The 21,014-nt window shown below is 41.0% G+C and carries 22 protein-coding genes; 9 read left to right on the forward strand and 13 right to left on the reverse strand.

Annotation, left to right across the window (positions count from 1 at the left end; translation table 11 throughout):
* Positions 1–9: 9 nt before the first annotated feature.
* Positions 10–837, reverse strand: a complete 828-nt coding sequence (locus tag B2727_RS02235) for an SDR family NAD(P)-dependent oxidoreductase (protein WP_004657060.1) — start codon at positions 835–837, stop codon at positions 10–12.
* A gap of 300 nt (positions 838–1,137) precedes the next feature.
* On the opposite strand from B2727_RS02235, the gene B2727_RS02240 reads away from it, so the two are divergent.
* From B2727_RS02240 to B2727_RS02255, 4 genes are all read left to right on the forward strand, one after another.
* Positions 1,138–1,815 (forward strand): TetR/AcrR family transcriptional regulator, encoded by a 678-nt coding sequence (locus B2727_RS02240; protein WP_004803508.1) that lies wholly within the window; start codon positions 1,138–1,140, stop codon positions 1,813–1,815.
* 251 nt (positions 1,816–2,066) lie between these two features.
* Positions 2,067–2,777, forward strand: coding sequence for a phosphate regulon transcriptional regulator PhoB (gene phoB, locus B2727_RS02245; RefSeq protein WP_004803505.1), 711 nt, complete (start codon positions 2,067–2,069; stop codon positions 2,775–2,777).
* Between the two features lie 9 nt (positions 2,778–2,786).
* Positions 2,787–4,145: a phosphate regulon sensor histidine kinase PhoR gene (gene phoR, locus B2727_RS02250; protein ID WP_004803503.1), complete on the forward strand. Its 1,359-nt coding sequence runs from the start codon at positions 2,787–2,789 to the stop codon at positions 4,143–4,145.
* Positions 4,146–4,254: 109 nt separating this feature from the next.
* On the forward strand, positions 4,255–4,722 hold the full coding sequence (locus B2727_RS02255; RefSeq protein WP_033132726.1) for a DUF2147 domain-containing protein: 468 nt from the start codon (positions 4,255–4,257) through the stop codon (positions 4,720–4,722).
* Between the two features lie 73 nt (positions 4,723–4,795).
* Here B2727_RS02255 and B2727_RS02260 read toward each other — a convergent pair whose 3' ends face one another.
* A complete protein-coding gene (locus B2727_RS02260) occupies positions 4,796–5,248 on the reverse strand; it encodes a PACE efflux transporter (RefSeq protein WP_033132727.1) in 453 nt (150 codons plus the stop codon).
* A gap of 94 nt (positions 5,249–5,342) precedes the next feature.
* On the opposite strand from B2727_RS02260, the gene B2727_RS02265 reads away from it, so the two are divergent.
* Positions 5,343–6,236, forward strand: a complete 894-nt coding sequence (locus tag B2727_RS02265) for a LysR family transcriptional regulator (RefSeq protein WP_033132728.1) — start codon at positions 5,343–5,345, stop codon at positions 6,234–6,236.
* A gap of 265 nt (positions 6,237–6,501) precedes the next feature.
* On the opposite strand, the gene B2727_RS02270 is transcribed toward B2727_RS02265, so the two are convergent.
* A complete protein-coding gene (locus B2727_RS02270; RefSeq protein WP_005201657.1) occupies positions 6,502–6,627 on the reverse strand; it encodes a hypothetical protein in 126 nt (41 codons plus the stop codon).
* Positions 6,628–6,723: 96 nt separating this feature from the next.
* Here B2727_RS02270 and B2727_RS02275 point away from each other — a divergent pair, with 96 nt between their 5' ends.
* Entirely contained in the window at positions 6,724–7,629 is a 906-nt protein-coding gene (locus B2727_RS02275; protein ID WP_005201658.1) for a LysR family transcriptional regulator, read from the forward strand.
* Between the two features lie 247 nt (positions 7,630–7,876).
* On the opposite strand, the gene B2727_RS02280 is transcribed toward B2727_RS02275, so the two are convergent.
* Complete coding sequence (locus B2727_RS02280) at positions 7,877–8,686, reverse strand: PhzF family phenazine biosynthesis protein (protein ID WP_033132729.1); 810 nt, start codon at positions 8,684–8,686, stop codon at positions 7,877–7,879.
* A 199-nt stretch (positions 8,687–8,885) separates the two neighbouring features.
* On the opposite strand from B2727_RS02280, the gene B2727_RS02285 reads away from it, so the two are divergent.
* Entirely contained in the window at positions 8,886–9,491 is a 606-nt protein-coding gene (locus B2727_RS02285; RefSeq protein ID WP_033132730.1) for a LysE family translocator, read from the forward strand.
* Here B2727_RS02285 and B2727_RS02290 read toward each other — a convergent pair.
* The 6 genes from B2727_RS02290 to B2727_RS02315 all read right to left on the reverse strand — a co-directional run bounded on the left by B2727_RS02290 (position 9,472) and on the right by B2727_RS02315 (position 16,273).
* A complete protein-coding gene (locus B2727_RS02290; protein ID WP_033132731.1) occupies positions 9,472–10,368 on the reverse strand; it encodes a LysR family transcriptional regulator in 897 nt (298 codons plus the stop codon). The two genes, B2727_RS02285 and B2727_RS02290, sit on opposite strands and share 20 nt — an antisense overlap.
* A 357-nt stretch (positions 10,369–10,725) precedes the next feature.
* Positions 10,726–11,577, reverse strand: a complete 852-nt coding sequence (asd, locus tag B2727_RS02295; protein WP_005201664.1) for an archaetidylserine decarboxylase — start codon at positions 11,575–11,577, stop codon at positions 10,726–10,728.
* Positions 11,574–12,422, reverse strand: a complete 849-nt coding sequence (locus B2727_RS02300) for a sulfurtransferase (protein WP_005201665.1) — start codon at positions 12,420–12,422, stop codon at positions 11,574–11,576. Before B2727_RS02300 ends, asd begins: the two co-directional genes overlap by 4 nt.
* Before the next feature lie 367 nt (positions 12,423–12,789).
* Positions 12,790–13,995, reverse strand: a complete 1,206-nt coding sequence (gene pncB, locus B2727_RS02305; protein ID WP_033132732.1) for a nicotinate phosphoribosyltransferase — start codon at positions 13,993–13,995, stop codon at positions 12,790–12,792.
* A gap of 143 nt (positions 13,996–14,138) precedes the next feature.
* Positions 14,139–14,624: an ankyrin repeat domain-containing protein gene (locus B2727_RS02310; RefSeq protein ID WP_033132733.1), complete on the reverse strand. Its 486-nt coding sequence runs from the start codon at positions 14,622–14,624 to the stop codon at positions 14,139–14,141.
* Positions 14,625–14,749: 125 nt separating this feature from the next.
* Complete coding sequence (locus B2727_RS02315; RefSeq protein ID WP_033132734.1) at positions 14,750–16,273, reverse strand: catalase; 1,524 nt, start codon at positions 16,271–16,273, stop codon at positions 14,750–14,752.
* Between the two features lie 194 nt (positions 16,274–16,467).
* Here B2727_RS02315 and dtd point away from each other — a divergent pair, with 194 nt between their 5' ends.
* Complete coding sequence (gene dtd / locus B2727_RS02320; protein WP_033132735.1) at positions 16,468–16,908, forward strand: D-aminoacyl-tRNA deacylase; 441 nt, start codon at positions 16,468–16,470, stop codon at positions 16,906–16,908.
* A gap of 48 nt (positions 16,909–16,956) precedes the next feature.
* On the opposite strand, the gene B2727_RS02325 is transcribed toward dtd, so the two are convergent.
* The 3 genes from B2727_RS02325 to serB form a co-directional block, all read right to left on the reverse strand.
* A complete protein-coding gene (locus B2727_RS02325) occupies positions 16,957–17,436 on the reverse strand; it encodes a hypothetical protein (protein WP_004657026.1) in 480 nt (159 codons plus the stop codon).
* 148 nt (positions 17,437–17,584) lie between these two features.
* Positions 17,585–17,920 carry a ciprofloxacin tolerance protein AciT gene (gene aciT / locus B2727_RS02330; RefSeq protein ID WP_004803470.1) on the reverse strand — a complete coding sequence of 112 codons (336 nt, stop codon included), beginning with the start codon at positions 17,918–17,920 and terminating at the stop codon, positions 17,585–17,587.
* Between the two features lie 405 nt (positions 17,921–18,325).
* On the reverse strand, positions 18,326–19,546 hold the full coding sequence (gene serB, locus B2727_RS02335; protein ID WP_004803468.1) for a phosphoserine phosphatase SerB: 1,221 nt from the start codon (positions 19,544–19,546) through the stop codon (positions 18,326–18,328).
* A gap of 61 nt (positions 19,547–19,607) precedes the next feature.
* On the opposite strand from serB, the gene B2727_RS02340 reads away from it, so the two are divergent.
* Complete coding sequence (locus B2727_RS02340) at positions 19,608–20,903, forward strand: DUF4175 domain-containing protein (RefSeq protein ID WP_164467917.1); 1,296 nt, start codon at positions 19,608–19,610, stop codon at positions 20,901–20,903.
* Positions 20,904–21,014: the final 111 nt, after the last annotated feature.

The raw sequence follows: 21,014 nt of genomic DNA on the forward strand, positions 1-21,014 counted from the left end.
GCTGACAACTTACATCATCTTGGTTGCAAGCGCTGCAATACGTTGATAACCCGTCGGGAATAAACGTTGGAACGAATCCACAATACGCGCATCGGTCCCAATCAATAAACGGCGTTTATCTTTCAATACTGCATTTAAAATTTGACGTGCAGCTTCTTCTGGTGGGGTGCGCAGGAACTTGTCAAATTGCTTGATTGATTTGTTCGGGTCCATGCCCAAGCTCTTCAAACTGTCATTCATTTTCGCTGCTTTGGCGATATTGGTACGAATCCCGCCTGGGTGTACGCAGAGTGAGCTGACTCCGCCCTTCTCAATATCTAATTCTTGGCGCAGTGATTCAGTAAAACCGCGCACCGCAAATTTGGTTGCGTTATACGCGGATTGGGTTGGTTGCGAGGTTAAACCAAAAATACTAGAGATGTTGATGATGTGACCATCTTTGGTTTGTTTGATGAATGGCAGAAATTCTTTGGTGCCATAGACCACACCCCAGAAATTGATTCCAACAATCCATTCTAAATCTTCATAGCTCGCACCTTCGACGGTTGAGCCAAGTGCTACGCCTGCGTTGTTGAAGATCAAATTGACTGAGCCATGATCCTGTACAGTCTCTTGTGCCCACTGTTTCACCGCATCACGGTTTGAAACATCGAGTACTTTGGTGGTCACTGTTACAGGGTACTGCTTCACTAATTCAACAGTTTGCGTCAGGCCTTTTTCATTGATATCACTCAATGACAAATGACAGCCTTGTTTCGCTAATAAAACTGCCAGTTGTTGTCCAATCCCAGAACCTGCACCGGTGATCGCTGCGACTTTATTTTTAAAATTTTTCATTGCCTATCCTTTGTACTACGAATGATACGCACATATTCGCTCAGACCATGTGCTGTTTAACCTGTAACCAATATAATTTTGACAATACGTGTTGTCAATATAGTACACTCTAGCTTTAAGACAAATGGCAATAACCAACATCCTACATGTCATAATAGGCCTATTTACATTTCATGACTGATGATGTTTAAAAGAGACAAGGCATATTTTCAAAATTTGGTTATGCTAGTCAGCACAACATGGTTGAAATGCAAATATTAGACACACGATTTAAAGACTTTTTAGGGAACGGTTTTCTCAATGGCAACTCAAGATCAAGCGACAAGCAAGAAAAAAAATACAGAAGCGAAAGAACGACAATTTAAAGGTCTGTCTTTAACCGAGCGCAAAGAAGCACGTCGTGAAAAATTGATTGAAGCAGGTATTGCAACCTATGGCACACAAGGCTTTTTCTCGGTGACCGTCAAAGATGTCTGTAATGAAGCCAAGCTGACTGAACGCTATTTTTATGAATCTTTTAAGAAAAGCGAAGAACTGTTTCAAACCGTATTCTTAAAAATGATTGAAAAAATGCAAACCTGCTTAACCCAAGCTGTTTTAATGGCTGCGCCTGAACCCAAGAATATGGTGACTGCAGGTTTGTCGGCTTTATTAGGTGCGATTAAAGATGATCCACGTATGGCACGAATTATTTATATTGATGCCATGCTGGTGCAAGATCTGCATAATCAAGCCACCATTCAAGAGACTTTGACCCAGTTCGATCGTATCATTCAAGGCTTTGTAATGATCACCATGCCCAATGCCCCACATAGCACTGAAGAAGTCTCGCTCATGGCAACGGGCTTAAATGGTTATGTTACGCATATTATTATTCGCTGGGTCTCAGAAGGCTTCAAACAGCCTCTAGAAGATGTTTTGTCAGCCTGCTGTGCTGTCTTTTTGTCTTTTATCGAAACAACCTCGCAAAAAAATTAAAATCGTTTTACAGTTTTGTGACACGCAAAGCTGTTAAACTACACTTGAGTTAAGCAAATGAATTTATTTGCTTTATTGCTAAGCAGATTGTCATAAATCCGTCACCATGCTGCCCTACGATTGTCACAATTTATTGCTAAATTCGACTTTATTAATTCTTTTGCAATGATATTGTCATAATTAATCTTTGTAATAAGCCTGTCATAACAACAAAACGGTTAAACCGTTACAGATTTTAAGGGTATTGCGCTGTGAAAGATGACTATATTTTAATTGTCGATGATGAGCTACCGATCCGCGAAATGATCCATACCTCTTTAGATATGGCAGGCTTCCAATGTTTACAAGCAGAGGATGCCAAACAAGCGCATCAGATTATCGTTGATCAGCGTCCTGCGCTTATTTTGCTGGATTGGATGCTACCGGGTGGTGTGAGTGGTGTAGATTTATGCCGCCGCCTCAAACGCGATGAAAACTTGGCCGAGATTCCAGTAATCATGCTGACCGCACGTGGTGAAGAAGACCATAAAGTACAAGGTCTTGATGCGGGTGCAGACGATTACATGACCAAGCCATTTTCAACCCGTGAACTGGTGTCTCGTATCAAAGCGGTATTACGTCGTGCCAATGCCTTGAGCGGTGAGAAAGTGATTGATGCCAATGGCTTATTACTTGATCCTGTCAGCCAGCGCGTGAGTTTCGGCAACAGTATTTTAGAGATGGGTCCAACCGAATATCGTTTATTGGCCTTCTTTATGACCCATCCTGAGCGTGCCTATACGCGCGCTCAACTCCTAGATCAAGTCTGGGGTGGTAATGTCTATATCGAAGACCGTACCATTGATGTGCATATTCGTCGTTTACGCAAAGTGTTAGAGCCTTTTGGTGTCGATCGTTTTGTACAAACCGTTCGTGGCACAGGTTATCGCTTCTCGACACGAGCAGATTTAGCAGTAGGTTAAAAATCCTTTATGTATGAACCTTACCCCGTCCCTGAACTGGCACGTGAACACCAACGTTTTCGCTATAGCAGTTTATGGACCTTTGCAAAGCAAGATTTAAGACTGTTACTTTTTTTCTTATTAATTGCGAGCTTAGTCGGATTCGGGGTGGGTTACTTCTGGAGCTGTATTTTTGTCGCCTTTGTGCTGTTTTTCATGCTACAGCTCCGCTCGATTTATCTGGTCAATGAATGGATTTCCAATCGCCCTTATGATGTCCCCCCAAATCTGAACGGGATTTGGGGCGCATTGCTGTTCAATGTCTACCGCGCACAGCGTCAAGAACGCATTGTTCAAGCCGAAATGGTGGGTTTGATTGATCGCGCACAATCCTCTTTGGTGGCATTGGCCGAAGCCGTGGTCTTAATTGATGATCAACATCAAATCGAATGGTGGAACCCTGCCGCTGAAAAACTGTTAGGCATTAGTCCCTTAGATCGTGGCCGCAACTTATTGTCGATTCTGCGCCAACCCAGTTTTATTGAATATTTTAACCACAGTGATCAATCTCCTGATGGCATCCGTCTGCAAGCGCAGATGGATGAAGATCGTTATGTGCAAGTCAAACTGACCCGTTTCGGTGGCGAAAGTCGTCTATTGGTCGCTTATGACACCACGCGAGTACACAACCTCGAGCAAATGCGTAAAGACTTTGTCGATAATATTTCACATGAATTACGTACACCGCTGACCGTACTCAGTGGTTATATCGAAACCTTTATTGATCAAGATGACATTACCCCACGCTGGAAACGAGCTTTCACACAAATGCAGTCACAAACCAAGCGTATGAATGCTTTGGTTAATGATTTATTGTTGCTATCTAATTTAGAAAATAATAAAAAAGTCGCGAAAAATCAGATTATTGATATGGCCAATCTGATGAATCAAATCTTTGATGATGCCCGCGCCTACAATCTCGATTATGGTCATACCTTGAATCTGGATATTGATAGCCATTGCGACCTGATTGGTTCCGATATCGAAATTGCCAGTGCATTCAGCAATTTAATTACCAATGCGATTAAATACACGCCTGCAGGTGGCATCATCACCATTGGCTGGCATGAAGATGGTGACCATGCCTACTTTACCGTTCAGGATAATGGCATCGGGATTAACCCAAAACATTTGCCGCGTCTAACAGAACGTTTCTACCGTGTTGATAGCGCACGTAGCCGTCAGACAGGTGGAACAGGACTCGGATTGGCAATTGTGAAACACGTGTTAATGCAACACGGTGCACATTTGGAAATTAGCTCTAAAGAAAATGAAGGTTCGACCTTTACTGCCGTGTTCCCGAAAGAACGCTTATACCGCATGATTTAAACCTGAAGGGAACTGCTAAGTTCCCTTAAATATGATGTGATCATTCCACTAAAATAATATAATAAATTGTTGTTTCATTTCATCATTTATATTTCTCGATGTATTCCTCATGCTCAATACCCCTTTTCTTCGTGCTTGTATTCTCTTACTTGGACTCAATACCCCTTTGGCGATTCATGCTGCTCCAACAGATCCACTGATTGGGACGTGGAAAGTCGTCGATGAGCGTACGGGCTCGTACCTGTCTGATATCGTCATTCGCAAACATTCTGCGACCGAGCAATACAGTGCTGTGATTGTCAAAATGTATCCTTCTGCCAAGGAGGCTGCACCGACCTTATGTACAGCATGTACAGGTACTTTAAAAAACCAGCAGATTATCGGTATGGAAGTGCTAACCGGTCTAAAGATGTTGAGTCAAAATGAAGAATTTGGACAAGGTGTTTGGCTCAATCCTTATGATGGTCACAAATACAACCTGAATGGACGTCTCAGCAAAACGGGCAAAATGTTGAGTATCAATGCCAAAAATCCAAGCAATAATAGTTTCCGTAATATGACTTGGATTCGACTTTAATTATTTAAATTTCACATAAAAAAGAGTGCATTTTATGCACTCTTTTTTATAAATTTAACGATAAAACTGTCAATTAAGAGCTAGTTTTGGCACTCATCGCTGCTGGCTCAAGCAAATGACTAGGCAAACCAAAAATATGATCAAAAAAGTAATTATAAACAAAGGTATAACATGGAATCAGCACCATCAAACTAAAATCTAGCAAGAAGGCTTTAACTAAACTGATCTGCATCCACCAAGCAATCAAAGGAATCAAAATCATCACCAAGACAATTTGAAAGCCAATCGCATGTGCCACACGTCTGAGTACCGTACGTTTTTTTGATGTCTGCTTCTTTTCCCACATCTCAAACACAGCGTTAAAAAAGAAATTGACCGTCACTGCAATTACCGCAATCAAGATCGATAAAGGCCCTGTATGGCTGATGGTGGTACCTGAAAGCACTGCCAGCACCATTGCACAGATAAAAAAGCTAAAAACTTCATAGAAAAACACATAAGTGACTCTTCTCTTGGTTCCTTGCATGACCACACCTTAAAATCAATAATGGGTGGATTTTACGCCTTAAATTTGATAAAAAAAGTCAATCGTCATCAGATTTACTGACAAGGGAATTGCCATGAAACTCAGTCGTGAGCAGCTTGAACTGATTCTGGAAATTATTGATCGTGGTAATTTTTCCGCAGCGGCACGTGCGTTAAATCGAGTCCCTTCAGCAGTCAGCATGGCGATTGCCAATCTTGAAGCAGAATTGAATTTAAAATTATTTGAACGCAGTAAAAACCACCTTGCCCCCACAGAGGTTGCACTTTCAATCGAACCGCATGCCCGACTGATTGTGACCAAATTACGTCAGCTCGACCTGCATTTGACCGAACTTTCAACGGGATTAGAAACCAGTCTTTGCATTGGCATCGCTGCAGATGTGAATCAAAAGTTTTTATTGGCAGGAATTGAACAGCTGATTCAACGCTATCCCTTGTTAAATATTGAAATCGTCAGTGCACCACAACAGGAGCTCAAAACACGGCTACACAATAACGAAATTGATCTCTATATCGCCTATAGCTCATCACAACTCGATAACAATGAACGCTTCCGTTTGCTGGGCATGGAACAATTTGTTGCTGCGGTTTCACCTCAAGATGCACAACAGCTCAAAGCGCATAATAAAAATGAACTCACCATGTTATCTGAACTCAGACAGATTATTGTTGCAAGCAAAAATTACCCTCTACCTGACAGTCGGGTTTTGGTCTCGGACTCTTATTGGTATAGCGACAATTTATCCATGGCCATTGATATGGTGGAACAAGGCCTGGGTTGGGGTAATTTTCCGCTTTCCGTAGTGCAAACACATTTTGCCAAACAAAGTCTGGTGCGCTTAGCCTTTCTCGATACCACCAATGGGCTGGATATGCCGATTCATGCCATTTGGCCAGCTTATAAACCACTGAGCAAATCCATGCAGCTTTTGATTGAGCTGTGGGAAAAACAAATCCATCGCGCATAAAAAAAGCCCAACATCCAAGTCAGGCTTTTTCGTATTCCTTTCACTAGATATAACTCCTGTCATATCTCACGTCCTGATGCACAAACTTATCATTCTTGTTTTATGTTCTGGAACTTCCTGTTCCTGATGAGTTCATATTAGGCAATTCAGCCTTGGCTGAAAATGGGACATTGCCCCTAATCAATGTAAGAAAAAGCGTACACTGCTGAGCTTTCTCATCCTTTAAAAAGTCAGTAATTATATGGAACTGGGTACGGAAAACTTATCAATCTCCCAATAAATCAATAGTCTGCTCTTTCGTCATCACCCCCATATACTGATCGTAGCTTTGCGCCAGTAAACAAATCACTACAGCAGCAATCAAGGTCAACATCTTGTTTTTCATTGTCATGTTCAGCTACCTAAATTAAGGATCTATAAAAAAGGTATAAGATTTCTTCCATCTAATCTAATATAGAAAAAACAAGCAATGATCTAATTTTGAGATATGTGGACATTCAAACAATTCAATTATCTAATCACGATTGTTGAAACTGGGGGTTTTATTGCTGCCTCGGAAAAGCTATTTATTGCTCAATCGGCCCTCAGCAGACAAATTAAAAATTTAGAAGAAGAAATCGGTTTTGAAATTTTTGATCGATCCGAGAAGAAAATTAGACTCACACCTGCAGGAGAAGCCCTGTATAAAAGTCTAAAAACCAATATTGATCATTTAAAAAGTTCGATTGTCAGCGCCCAAAGCATCAGCCGTGGTGAAGGTCGAATCATTAAAATCGCGCACTCCAGTAGTATTGTGCTGGATCAAAACAAGTTGGAAATCTTTGAGCAGCTCTGTGATACCCATAACATTGATATCGAAATGAATACCCTATCCTCTGAATTACAGCTCGAATATTTGTTGAATGGGACAATTGATCTGGGTTTTATTCGGCCCCCGATTTATCACAATTTAAATGATATCAATTCGATCAGTTTATACACGGCTCCCTTATATGTTGCTGCCCATATTGCAGACCCATTATTAAGTGAAAAAGAAAGTATCTCGATCCGTGAATTGGCGCCATTGAATTTTGTTTCTGTACCCCATAAAGCCCGTGGTGGCCTAAGTTATTTGGCAGCCAATTTATGTTTGGTCAATGGTTTTAGTCCTAAAAGAACCAGAATCTACTCAAGGAAAAGGTCTCAACTGGAACTGGTCGCCAATGGTTTTGGCGTGTGTATTGTGCCCGAAGAATTTAAAGTGATTTTGCCTAGCAATGTCAGACTGATTCCCATCCAAGACGAGAACACCCTCAGCGAAGTGAAACTCATCTGGAAAAAGGATGAAGACTCGATCATTGAACGTTGTGCAGCCTCGATTCATGCTTATTATAGTGCCAAGCAGGTGAGCTAAAAATTGACTGAGCTTTAGCTCAAATGAAAAAAGCCCGACATCCTGTCGGGCTTTTTCGTATTCCTTTCACTAGATACAACTCCTGTCATATCTCACATCCTGATGCGCAAACTTATCATTCTTGTTTTATGTTTTGGAACTTCCTGTTCCTGATGGGTTCATATTAGGCAATTCAGCCTTGGCTGAAAATGGGACATTGCCCCTAATCGATGTAAGCAAAAACGTACATGACTTTTTAGTTTATTGATTAAATGAAAATTTCACCTTCTAAATATAAGCGACACTCACCTGCGATTTCAATTCGATCATTTTCAAGTAACTTACAATGCAGCACACCACCTCGTTTTGAAGCCTGATAAGCGACAATATTTTCTTTTTTAAGTAATGGCTGCCACAGTGGTATCAGTGACGTATGTAATGAACCTGTGACAGGATCTTCATCAATTCCCATAGATGGCGTAAAGTAACGGGAAATGATATCAAACCGAGCAAGTCTTTCATTTATAGCATCATTTAGTGTGGTGATTGCAACACGCCGCCCACCGAGTTTTTTAATCAAATCAAAATTCGGTTGTTCATTTAAAATAGCCTGGGTATTAGGATAGACCACAATATAGGCCTGTGGATTGATATAAACCTCAGAGATTTCTTGAGACAGGCTGTCTTTTAATGCTTGAGGAATCATCTCCAAGCGATGTGGCATTTGTATCGGAAAGTTCATTTTGATCTGTCCGTTTTCACCACGAGTAATAAAAAACTCACCTAAGTGCGCGACGTGAAAGACCAATGACTCAATTTCAGGCTGATTCCTAAAAATAATAAAACTGGTCGCTAGCGTGCCATAACCACAAAACTGTACTTCTTTTACCGGTGAAAACCATTTAATTTCATAATTTCGATCATCAATTTTTCTAGCAAAACTGGTCTCAGACAAATTATTCTCTAATGCAATATTCTGCATGATATGCTCATCTAACCACTGTTCTAGCAAGACAACTGCAGCAGGATTTCCTTTAAAGAGTTGATTACTGAAAGCATCTACTTGGTAAATTTTCATTATTTCTAACAGCTATAATTTTTAGATAAGATACTCAACTCATGAGCCCAATAATGTTTATTTTTGATAAATAAAATGCATTACTTTTTAGCTTTAAACCTCTAAAAAATCAAAATCTGCTTTTGATAAAACCAGACTAATCTTATTTAAACCACGCTGTATCATCTGCTTTTAAGATTGATCTCAAAAGACCATAACCATGCAGCTTTCCATTCTTTTCAGTATGTTTATTTTTGCATTCACGATGTCCATCTCACCAGGACCCATCAATATCTCCATTCTCTCATCCAGCTTAATGTATGGATTTAAAAAAACACTGCCCTTTATCTCAGGTGCAAGCATTGGCTTTAGTTTACTGCTTATATTTTTAGGCTTTGGGATATCTAAAACCATCATGCATTACCCGACATTTTTTATGATTATTGAGGTTCTAGGCAGCTTATTTATTTTCTATATCGGGCAAAAAATTATCTATTCAAAAGCAGAAGTTGAAATATCAAACAATATTGCGGCAGCCAATTTTATAGATGGATTTCTCTTACAGTGGCTCAATCCCAAAGCATGGATTGCCTGCCTCTCTGGTATCTCATTATTTTCCTCCCCCGTGAGTTATCATCCCTTTATTTTGTTTACTCTCATCTATTTCATTACCTGCTATATCTGTTTAATGCTTTGGGGCATTTCTGGGCATAAACTCGCTAAAATATTAACCAACTCACGCCACCTCAAAATCCTGAATACCATAATGGGTGGGTCGTTAATCATTCTATCAAGCTATATGCTCATCAAACTATTTTGGAGTTAAATGATTGATAAATTCGCTCAATCAAAGCATGTGCAATACTATTGATTGGAATATTGGCAGGCCAAACCGCATACACACTCAATGGCTCAAGTGTCCAGTTCGGTAGAACTTTCACAATATTTTGCTGTTCAAGATCAGCTTGAATTAACTCATCAGGAGGCGCTGCCAGTCCTGCATTTAATTTTGCCAGACGATACGCGGCTTCAACATTATTCACATAAATATGAGGCTGATAGGAAATTTCGACTTCCTCACCTGTGTGTTGATGCCGCAATATTCTTTTATTTTTTCGCATACTCAAACCAATCCATTTCATATTGATCAGCTCTTTAGGATGAGTAATGGGTTGCTGTTGGCTTAAAAATTCAGGTGTTGCAACAATACTTCGGGCTAAAGGAAATAAATAGCGAGCTTTAAATGAACTGTCTGGAAGCTCACCAATTCGAACAGCAATATCCACATTCTCAGCGATCAAATCTGTCCGACTATCATCACAGGTGATATGTACAGTTAAGTCCTGATATGCCTCACAAAATGTCGTGATACAGCGCATCAACTCACTGTGAATAAAAACCGCAGGAATAGAAATATGCAACTGTGTTTTTCTAATAATGGAACGTTGCTTAAAATCTAAAATACCTGATTCATAGGTTTCCAACATGACTTGGGCGGTATCTAAAAGTTTTTGACCATCATGAGTTAAGGTCATTTTCCGTGTATTTCGATAAAATAAGGCACATTCCAAATTCTTTTCTAACTTGGCTAAATGCATACTCACTGTCGTGGTAGATAAGCCTAATGCTTTAGCACCTTTTGAAATTGAACCAAACTCAGCAATTTTTGCAAAAATAATTAAATATCTTATATCTTCAATCATATGTTTGATCTACCGAAGATGAGTCCATACACAGCAATCGTAATTAATCAGAAATAGCGGTATTTCTTTTATAACGGATATACAAATTTAAACTGGATAATATCCCTGCAAAAATACAATACAGTATAAAAACCGTCATATTGATCAATGGTCGATCTAAAAAATAATTACTGAATATTGTTGCAAAAGTAAGCATTCCTAAAAATTCAAAAAATGAGAGTTGTGGTATTAAAAATTTCATCATTATTTGCCTTTATTTTAAATTATCTAAGACTATTTCACGTCATACAAAATATATAAGATTTAAACTATAAACAAAAAGCCCCAATTTTGGAGCTTTTTAAAATCACATCTAAATTAAACCGAATGACCTAAACGCTCACCCATCACCACAGTCGAATTGGCTTTAAACTGCTCTTCCCAGACCATTTTATCTTTTTCAAATAAAACCACAGCGGTTGAGCCTAGGTAGAAACGACCTAACTCTGCACCTTTATCCAATTTCATTTGGTGATGCTGCAATTCAACTTTGCCCGATGGTTTTACTTTACCTGTGGCAACCGTTTCAATCCCTGCCACAATCATTGCGCCAACCAAAACCACCGCCATACGACCCAGTTCGGTATCAAACAAACACACCATACGCTCATTACGTGCAAACAAACCTGGTACATTTTCAGCCGTGGTTTGATTGACTGAGAACAACTCGCCCGGAATATATAAGGTTTCGGTCAATGTCCCCGCCAATGGCATATGGACGCGGTGATAATCTTTTGGCGATAAATACACGGTTGCAAATTGACCATCAATAAATGGTTTCGCCAACTGCGGATCACCAATCAATTTTTCAGCAGAAAAGCTTTGGCCTTTAGCTTGAAAAATATCACCTGCTTCGATTTTACCCAGTTGCGAAATCGCACCATCCGCTGGACAAACAATACTATCAGCTTGTTCATCAATACCACGGACACCCTCTTTTAACGCACGGGTAAAAAATTCATTAAATGACTTATATTGCAGTGCGTTGCTTTGCGCTGCAATGCTCATATCAATGCCATATTTTGCTTTGAATGCCTGAATTACAGCAGTTTTTACCAAGACATTTTCACTTGCGGCAACCTTACCAACAACACGGCTGAGTTGATGTTGCGGCACAAGATTCTGTGCTTTGATAAATAATTGTTTTTTTAAATCTGCTGCAAAACTCAAGACGGTGACTCCCCTGAAATAATAGGACTATCGAGGCGATTGCCCCATTCACTCCACGCACCATCGTAGGCCCTCACTTGCCAGTTGAGCAATCTTGCCAAAATATACGCCAAGCCGGAACGGTGATGAGACTGACAGTACACCACCACAGGTTGTTGTAAATTAAAGCCTAATTGTTCTAAACGTTGTTGTGTGCGTTCAAGCGGGTGTAATTTTAGATGATTTTCACGGTTTAGGGCAGTACTCCATTCAAAATGCAGTGCATTTGGGATGTGACCGCCGCGTCGCGCAGCGAGGCGTAAGCCTGTATATTCCTCGTTGGTACGGCAATCCCAAAGCTGAATATTGTCTTGTTCGACCTGTTGTAACAATTCATGATATTCAATTCGATGCTGTTGCACGGTGTCTAAATCGATCTGGAACAGATCGGCAACGGGTTTTACGGGATCAACTTCCGCGGTAGTCGGCAAACCTGCCCCCAACCAGCCATGAATGCCACCATTAATCAAACTGGTGCGGTTAAAACCAAGGCAATGTAAATTCCAGATTAAACGTCCAGCCCAAGCTCCACCTTCATCGTCATAGACCACGACATGATGCTGAGGTGAAATATTTAATTTTTCGATTAAGACTTGTAAACCTGCTAAATCAGGTAGTACCCCATTGGCTTGTTCTTGTTGTGCAACCAAGTATTTAGGCTGTAAATGAATTGCATGAGGAATATGCAATTGTTCATATACCGAAGCTCGGCTTAAATCGACAATACGAATCAACTCGCTGCCTAAATAAGGCACCAGTTGTTCAGGTTCAATCAGTAAACCCAGTTTAAAATCTACGTCAGTCATGGTTATGCTGTTTTATCATCCGCATTGGGGATGATATTAACATAGCCGACTTTTTATCTTTGTCTGATTTTTTGCATTCATTTAGCAGAAAAGAAGATATAGCAAAAAGTCCAACGATTATGGATTAAACGTTTAAAATTTGCTGGCAATTTCGGGAGTTAAGCCATATAAACCTGTCGAGAAAATTTACTGGTGCAGAGGCGGCATGGATGCCGCCCGTTGAACTGCGGCATCAAGGATGTGCCGTCAGTTCAACAAAAGATTTTTGTTACTTTTGATCTTTCAAAAGTAAAGAGTGCCTATACAGATCTCTCATAACGTTTGAGCTATTCCACGGCCGTACCAAATTTTGAGTGTGAAAGAATAGCTAGGCTTCTTCAATCTCAAACACCTGACGTAAATACGCCAAGAAAGTATCATTATCCGTCATGGTCTTACCCGGACTATCCGAAATCTTCGCCACCGACTGACGATTACACTCCACCAATTTCAACACAATATTCAATGGTTTCTGCCCCATATCATTGGTCAAATTGGTGCCAATCCCAAAACTCACTTGGAAACGGTCTTTAAAATACTGATGCAATAACCATGCTTTTTCTAAATTCAAACCATCGCTAAAGGTTAACATTTTGGTTTTGGTATCAATCTTGAGTTTGCGATAATGCGCATACGCCTTATCACCCCATTCATACGGATCACCACTGTCGTGGCGCAGACCATCAAATAACTTGGCAAAATACAAATCGAAATCACGCAGGAACGCATCCATTCCCACCACATCAGTCAAGGCAATACCTAAATCGCCACGATACTCTTGTACCCATGCTTCCAATGCGGCTTTTTGGAAATTACGCAAACGCACATCAAGTGCCTGAAAAGCCTGCAAAAACTCATGCGCCATGGTCCCAATTGGACTAATCCCCAATTGCTTGGCCAATAACACATTACTGGTGCCTCGGAAGACTTTGGGTGCCGCAGCCTGAAAGGCTTGCACCACATGCTTCTGCCATTCAAAACTATAACGACGACGCGTACCAAAATCAGAGACTAAAAATGGTGGCTCTTTATCTTGTTGTTCTTGGGCATAATGCTGTAGCTGCAGCAATTTCTGTTGCAGACGGCGTTCACCCTCAAGCAACACTTCATCACTACGAATACGACGGAAATATAATTCATTGACGATGGCCAAGACAAAAATCTCAAACATCATCGCCTGAACCATCGGGCCTTCAATGCGAATATCTAAACGCCCAGCCTCATCCATACTGGCTTGGATAAAACGACGTTTGAGCTGGAACAATTCCAGATAATCAACGAAATCACTTTTAATAAAACGCAATGAACGCAGGTACTGTAATTCATCTTCGGCAAAACGCAGTTCACAGAGCAAATCCAGCTGCTGATTCAAGTCATCCAAAATATCAACTAAGGGATAAACCGTATCTTCTAAATTGCGGCAACGAAATAAATACACACTATGCGTTTGCGGAAACTGATGCAACACCACCTGTAACATGGTGAATTTATATAAGTCGGTATCCAGTAAAGATTGAATAATTGGTGTAGACATGACTGAATTAGGATCTATTCTATTTCAAGCATTAAAGCATACTTTTATCCAGAAATGAGACTGTATACGACGATGGTTATTTTTCTCAAAATTATCTGATTCGGTGTCTTTTTAAATTCAATAGCTTACAGATATAGTAGAACCTAGTTGGAGAGCTCAGCCTGAATCTGTTTTAAGCGTTGCTGTTGTCCGAATTGAATTGCAAACTGTTCAGCGCTGAGTTGACCTGTTTTTGCGGCATTAACATCACAATCGACCTGACGCAATTGTTTGGCAATGCTCCATTCGGCCTTAACAATCGCCCCCATTAAGGCGGTATGTCCACGCTTGTCTCGAAGGCAGCGATTGGCGCCTTGTTTGATCAACACATTGACCGCTTCTTTTTGCCCGTAATAACTCGCCATCATCAATGCGCTATAACCGGAGCGATCCTGCACATCGATCGGAAAACCATGCTTCAAAAACTCTTGTAAAACTTCAACATTGCCTATCTTGGCCGCAGAGAAAAATAGCTCAACCACCTCTTCTGATCCGTTGATTGCGGCTGATGGGGTGTCCGCATAAACTGAGGCCAAAACACTGCCGCAGGCTACGCCAATTGCAAATAATGCAGTTCTGAAGTGAATCATCACAATATCCTAAAATTGAATCAGGAGTGCCTGTAACACTCGCCCTAGGTGCAGGAAAGGCTATTGAGGTTACAGGACTTTCTGGGGGTAACATTCTGGCACCTGTTACCACATGCTAAAACGACTTATTCGTCTTTCAATTGCGCTGCTTTCGCTTGAGCATTTTTAAGATTCACACCCACAGCCTTGGCAAGACGTGTCCCATAATCAGCATCGGCTTTATAGAAATAAGACACCATGATGGTCTTGGTCTCGATATCTTTGACTTGTCCAAGGTCTGCCGCAAGATTACGAATCAAGTCATTTTTTTCTAGCGCAGAATAGCTACGGTATAACTCACCTGCTTGCTTGAAGGGTTGCTGTTTCTGGATTGCCTGTTGTAAAACCGTTCCTTGCAACGGCGTTTGTACAGCTCTGGCAATCTCAGTGGATGGTTTAGGCTCAATCGTACTTGGCTCATAGTTAACCTGAGACTCGGTTTGCCCCATGTTCATAAAGCCTTCTTGGTTGTTGTTATTCACTGCAACCCGAGGGCGATTCACTGGAATCTGCTGATGATTGGCACCTAAACGATATAATTGCGTATCCGAATAAGAGAAGATACGACCTTGCAGTAAACGGTCTTCTGACGTTTCAATGCCTGGAATCAAGTTGCCTGGTGCGAATGCGGATTGCTCAGTCTCTTGGAAGAAGTTCTTCGGCATACGATTCAGGGTCAAGGTTCCGACTTTGACTTCAGGCACCAGATCAGTTGGCCAGATTTTGGTTGCATCTAATGGATTAAAATCAAATTTATCCAAATCTTTTGGATCAAGCACCTGAATATACAAGTCCCATTTCGGATAGTTTCCTGCATAGACATTTTTGTACATATCATTGGTTAAATGATTCCAGTCACGACCTTGAACTTCACGGACCTGATCAAGATTCAACCCTTTCACACCTTGTTTCGAACGCCAGTTGAACTTAACGTACTTATATTCACCTTTGTCGTTATAGAGTTTAAAGGCATGCACGCCAAAGCCATCTAGCGTGCGGTAGCTTTCTGGTGTGCCTAAATTTGAATAGACATAGGTCAACATATTGATTGACCAAGGCTGGCTTTTTAAGAAATCAAAAATACGATTCGGATCTTGGACATTGGTGACTGGATCAGGCTTCATGGCATGAACAAAATCAGGGAACTTGATTGCATCACGGATAAAGAATACGGGTAGATTATTGCCGACCAAATCCCAATTGCCTTGCTGTGTATAGAACTTCACGGCAAAACCATGCGGGTCACGTGCAGTTTCAGGCGAGCCTTTAGGATGGATGACTGTTGAGAAGCGTACAAAAACAGGGGTGGTTGTACCTGCCTTAAACATCGATGCGACCGTTAAATCAGACAAATCCTTACTTGCAACGAAATCACCATATACACCTGTACCACGGGCATGCACCACACGTTCAGGAATACGTTCACGACCAAAACGTTGTAATTTTTGAATCAGCTGTACATCTTGTAGTAGCGTTGCGCCATTCGCACCTGCTGTCATTGAGTTTTGATTGTCACCTACAGGTGCACCGTTGTCTTTTGTTAAAGGTGCTGCATACGCGGTGCCAAGCGTTGCTGCCATTATCGTAAATAAAAATGTTCGCTTAAACATACTATTAAATCCAAAATCTAAATACCTTTCCTGCAAGAGGACTATACAAAGATTTGAACAATAGATAAAAAAGATAATTTTAATAAAATAAATCGAAAAATAAGATTAAGACTAGCCAAGCATTTGCTGGGGTCGGTATAAAACAACCAAATCTGTTAGACTGTTGCGCTGATTCAATACCGATCTTCCTTTTTATGCGCGCATTAATTCAACGTGTCCTCGAAGCCAAAGTTGTGGTTGAAGGGCAAACCACTGGCGAAATTCAACACGGCTTATTGGTTTTTCTAGGTCTAGGCAAAGAAGACACTTTAGAAAAAGGCCAAAAGCTGATTGATAAGATTTTGAAGTATCGTATTTTTGATGATGAGCAAGGCAAAATGGGCTGGAATGTCAGCCAAGCCAATGGTGGCATTTTATTGGTTTCACAATTTACCTTGATGGCACAAACACAAAAAGGCTTACGTCCTGACTTTGGCCCTGCTATGCCTCCAGCAGAAGCCAAAGTCCTATATGAACAATTGGTTGAATATGCACAACAACAATTCGACCACGTGCAAACTGGGATTTTTGCCGCAGATATGAAAGTGCATCTGGTCAATGACGGTCCAGTGACGTTCAACCTAGAAATCGAATAAGTCATGACAATAAAAAAACTCCCCATTGGGGAGTTTTTTTATATCAGCTTATTTGCCTGTTTTTTCTTTAATAAAGGCACGTGCTTGACGAATTTTTTCTTTGACTGGTTTTGGCACTTTAGGTGGAATCAATTTCGCCGCTTGGTTGAACCACACCAATAAGCTAAAGTCACCTTCCATCTTGATGCTGCCATCTTGCATACCGGTCATAAATGCGGTCGGGTCACCTTTCAACAAAGTTTTAACACCTTGCTCACTTGATGCAAACTGTAAAATAAAATCTGCTTTTTCTGGGCTACCTGCAACCGTATCAATCTTGCCACGATTCACTAGAATCTGACGGGCAAAACCTAAATCTGTACCAATCTGAATACGAAATTCACGGTCATGCACCAATTCAATAAACTTTGGGCTGGTACGTGCCAATTGCTTCATACGTAACGCCAAACCTGCCACTAATAAATCCAGTGGATCAGTGCTTACATCAACGATAGGTAACTTAACCACAGGTAAAGAAGAAAGCTTCATGACAATTATGCCTACAGTATTATGATGAAAATTAAGACAACCGTATCGTAGCACAATTGTATATAAGTCTGTAAAAGCTTTGTTGCAGAAAATTAGTACAAAAAAGGCATGCTGAGCATGCCTTTGATGTTATTCAAATTATTATAATTTATCTGCTAGAACATTGCTGCTGGTCGTCCTTATATACAGGTGTATGTTCAATATACTGACGATTTGCCAGCTGTTTTTGTGCTTGTTTGTCTTCACGTAAAAGGATAAATGTAACCGTTATCATCGCAAGGCTCAACGCGGTCAAATAACTATAGGCGACGGACATCTCGAATATGGTTTGCGCACCAAAGCGCACCACTTCTAACAGTCCCCAGCACAGCATACCCGCCAACATAAAACCTAACCAACGACGATAAGGAGAAAAGAAAACAGCAATAACTGCGACAGCGATTAAGCCAAATCCAACCCACATGGTGAAATTCGCTGCTTCCATAGAAACCTCCGTCTTAAAAGGGGTGGTCTGTATTTAATTCAGACCTCTATCTTGTTCTGTAATCTCTAACAGTACTTCGTATTGCATTAACGTCTTTATGCATTATGGAGCGTTTTTTTTAGAAAAAAAGAGCCTGAAATTAACCTTACGACACAAGCTGTCGCAATATGCTTTTGTCATTACATTTTTAAAACATATAAAAGTCTTGAATGTCCATATAGCATCAATTACAGCGTGTCATTACAAAAAACTATGCCTCTTTTTTGCTGCAAAAAAACTTTTTTCGGAATTTTTTTATCGTTGTTTTTCTATACATTTAGACATAATTATGACGAATAAATGACGTACAAAAAATGAATAAGGCCGCAGTAAAAGCGACCTTATTGAAACACAATCAATGTTGATCTAAGCGCGGTTTAAATCCTTATCATGCATACCTAATAAGTACAGCACGCCATCTAAACCCACACTTGAAATTGCCTGATTGGCATTTTGGCGGACCAAAGGTTTAGCACGGAATGCAACGCCCAGACCTGCAATTGAAAGCATCGGTAAGTCATTGGCACCATCACCAACAGCCATCGCCTGCTCTAGCGAAATCCCCATTTTTTCGGCCAGTTGACGCAGTAACTCTGCTTTACGAGCACCATCAACAATCGCACCTTTCACTTCACCCGTCACAAAGCCATCTTCTACATCAAGAATATTGGCATGTACTTCATCAATACCTAGCTTTGCCTGTAGGTATTCAGCAAAATACTGGAAACCGCCAGAGAGGATTGCGGTCTTATAACCCAAGGCTTTCAAGGTAGAGATCAAACGCTCTGCCCCTTCCGTCACCGTCAAACGTTCTGCAATTTTCGGCAATACAGAAGCATCCAAACCTTTTAATAAAGCAACACGGGCACGGAAACTTTGTTGAAAATCAAGTTCACCCAGCATGGCACGCTCAGTAATTTCAGCGACTTGAGCACCAACGCCTGCTTCTAATGCCAATTCATCAATCACTTCTTGCTCGATCAAGGTGGAGTCCATATCAAAGCACACCAAACGACGATTACGGCGATATGCATTGTCTTCTTGCACAGCGACATCAATATTTAACTCGCCAGATAGGCTTAAACATGCTGCACGCATCGCTTGGGCATCCAACATCTGTCCACTGAGGCCAAACTGCACACAGGCACGACGTGGAAATTGGCTTTCTGCATCCAGATCTAAACGCCCCGATAAACGCGTGACTGTTTCAATATTAAAGCCTTGACTTGATACAATTTTAGTCACGGCTTGTAGATGCGCAGCGGTAAGTTCAGGTGCAAGCGCAGTCACGATATAACGAGTTCGACCGCCTTCACTTACCCATTGATCATATTCTGCGTTGGAGATTGGTTTAAATCGCACAGTTAAGCCAATATCATGTGCTAAAATCAAAATCTCTTTCATTGCTAATGCAGTTGCAGTCTCATTATCCGATGCAACAACGATCCCAAGGGTCAGTTGATTATGGATAACTGCCTGCCCCACATCGAGTATTTGCAAAGAATGTACGGATAGTACCTGCATTAATCGAGTAAACTGATTCGGTTGATCTGGTCCTAGAAAGGATATAAGAATGATTTCTCGCATGAATTGACTCGTGGTTGAGCGACAACTATTGTAAGAATCATAACATAACCCATGAATCTATTTGCCTTGGAAATTTAACTTGAATGCGCCTCGCCAAGGGCTATTTGCTAGCCTACTGATCGTAAGTTTTGCATTGCATACCTTTTTATTGGTGATTGCAACGACACATCAACTCAATGAAAATCGCGCTAGCCAAGGACAACTGATGACCAGTCAGTTAGTGGCAGATAGTCTTGCCGAGTTGGAACCAGCCAATACCGTTTCGCTGGCATTGGTGGCGAATCGTTATGCAACCAATCCGAGTGTTGCATCCATTCGTATTTTAGATGCCAATAAACAAGTGCTTGCAACCAGTGGGATGGCTAAAACCCGCCAAGGTGAAGTGTTTGTTCGCGATGCGCTACAAAATGAAAAGAAAGTCGGTACCGTTGAAATTACCTTAATCCAACCGAGTATCGGTGAGATTTTACGGACCCAATGGTTAGCGATTTTAGTTTCACTGTTCATTCATGGTCTGATTTGGTTGGCCTATCGCGCCATCGCACGCCCAACACGTAGCGAATACTTGGCACGTATCAATCAAGAGAATCATCTCAAGCATGAAATTCAACGTTTAACCCAAGCTCTTGCCCTTGAAAAACAAAATACTGTGACTTTGGTTACTCAGGCACAACAGCAGGCAAAAGTTCAAGCCAAACCGCGTGTTGAAAAAAATCCAGCTGAATCCGTATCACTGGATGATCAAGCGTTGGCGCTCAATATTCAGTTTTATGATCCTAAGCAGTTATTGAGTAGTGTGAATCAGTCTGTTTCAGTCCCGTATTTCAAGCTATGCCAATTATTTTTAGATAAAAGTATTGCGCTCTGTGCCAAGCATTACCAGATCGACGCGGCTCAGATTCAGGTGGTTCAAGAATTCAATGCAGATGGTGCAAGCTTAGCCACGACGTCTGAAAACAGTCATGCCCTTGAATGTCTGATGATGGTCGGTGCTGTTTTCCAATTATTGGCTGATGTACTGTATAAACGTTATCGTGAAGATAAACGTTTTGCCTTGCAAACCCGTGGTGCAGTTGCAAGTGCAGTCGATGCAATGCAGCTCGATGCAGTTGAAGCCGCGAAACGATTGGCACAACATTTACATGCCAAAGAAGCAGCGTTGCATTTAAATCATGAGCAGCTCAAAACCATTCAAAACAGTTATGAATTAGTGGCAATGCCAAATCCAAGTAATATCATGACCCGTCATGCTTTTATGATTAATGGCATGAATGAAGAATGTGCAACGTTGGCGCAAACGCTACGTACCGAAATTTTAATGGGTAAAAAAGCCAAAGCATCGACAGAGCTTGAATAAATAGTACAAAGGCTCCGCGAATTGAGTCATTCTAAACACAAGGCTTTGTCTAGATACAAAGCCTTGTGTTTTTTTGTTTAGCCCATAGATACAAAGCTTACAATCGCATCA

This window comes from Acinetobacter sp. UBA991 (assembly GCF_002292065.1).
GTDB classification, from domain to species: domain Bacteria; phylum Pseudomonadota; class Gammaproteobacteria; order Pseudomonadales; family Moraxellaceae; genus Acinetobacter; species Acinetobacter higginsii.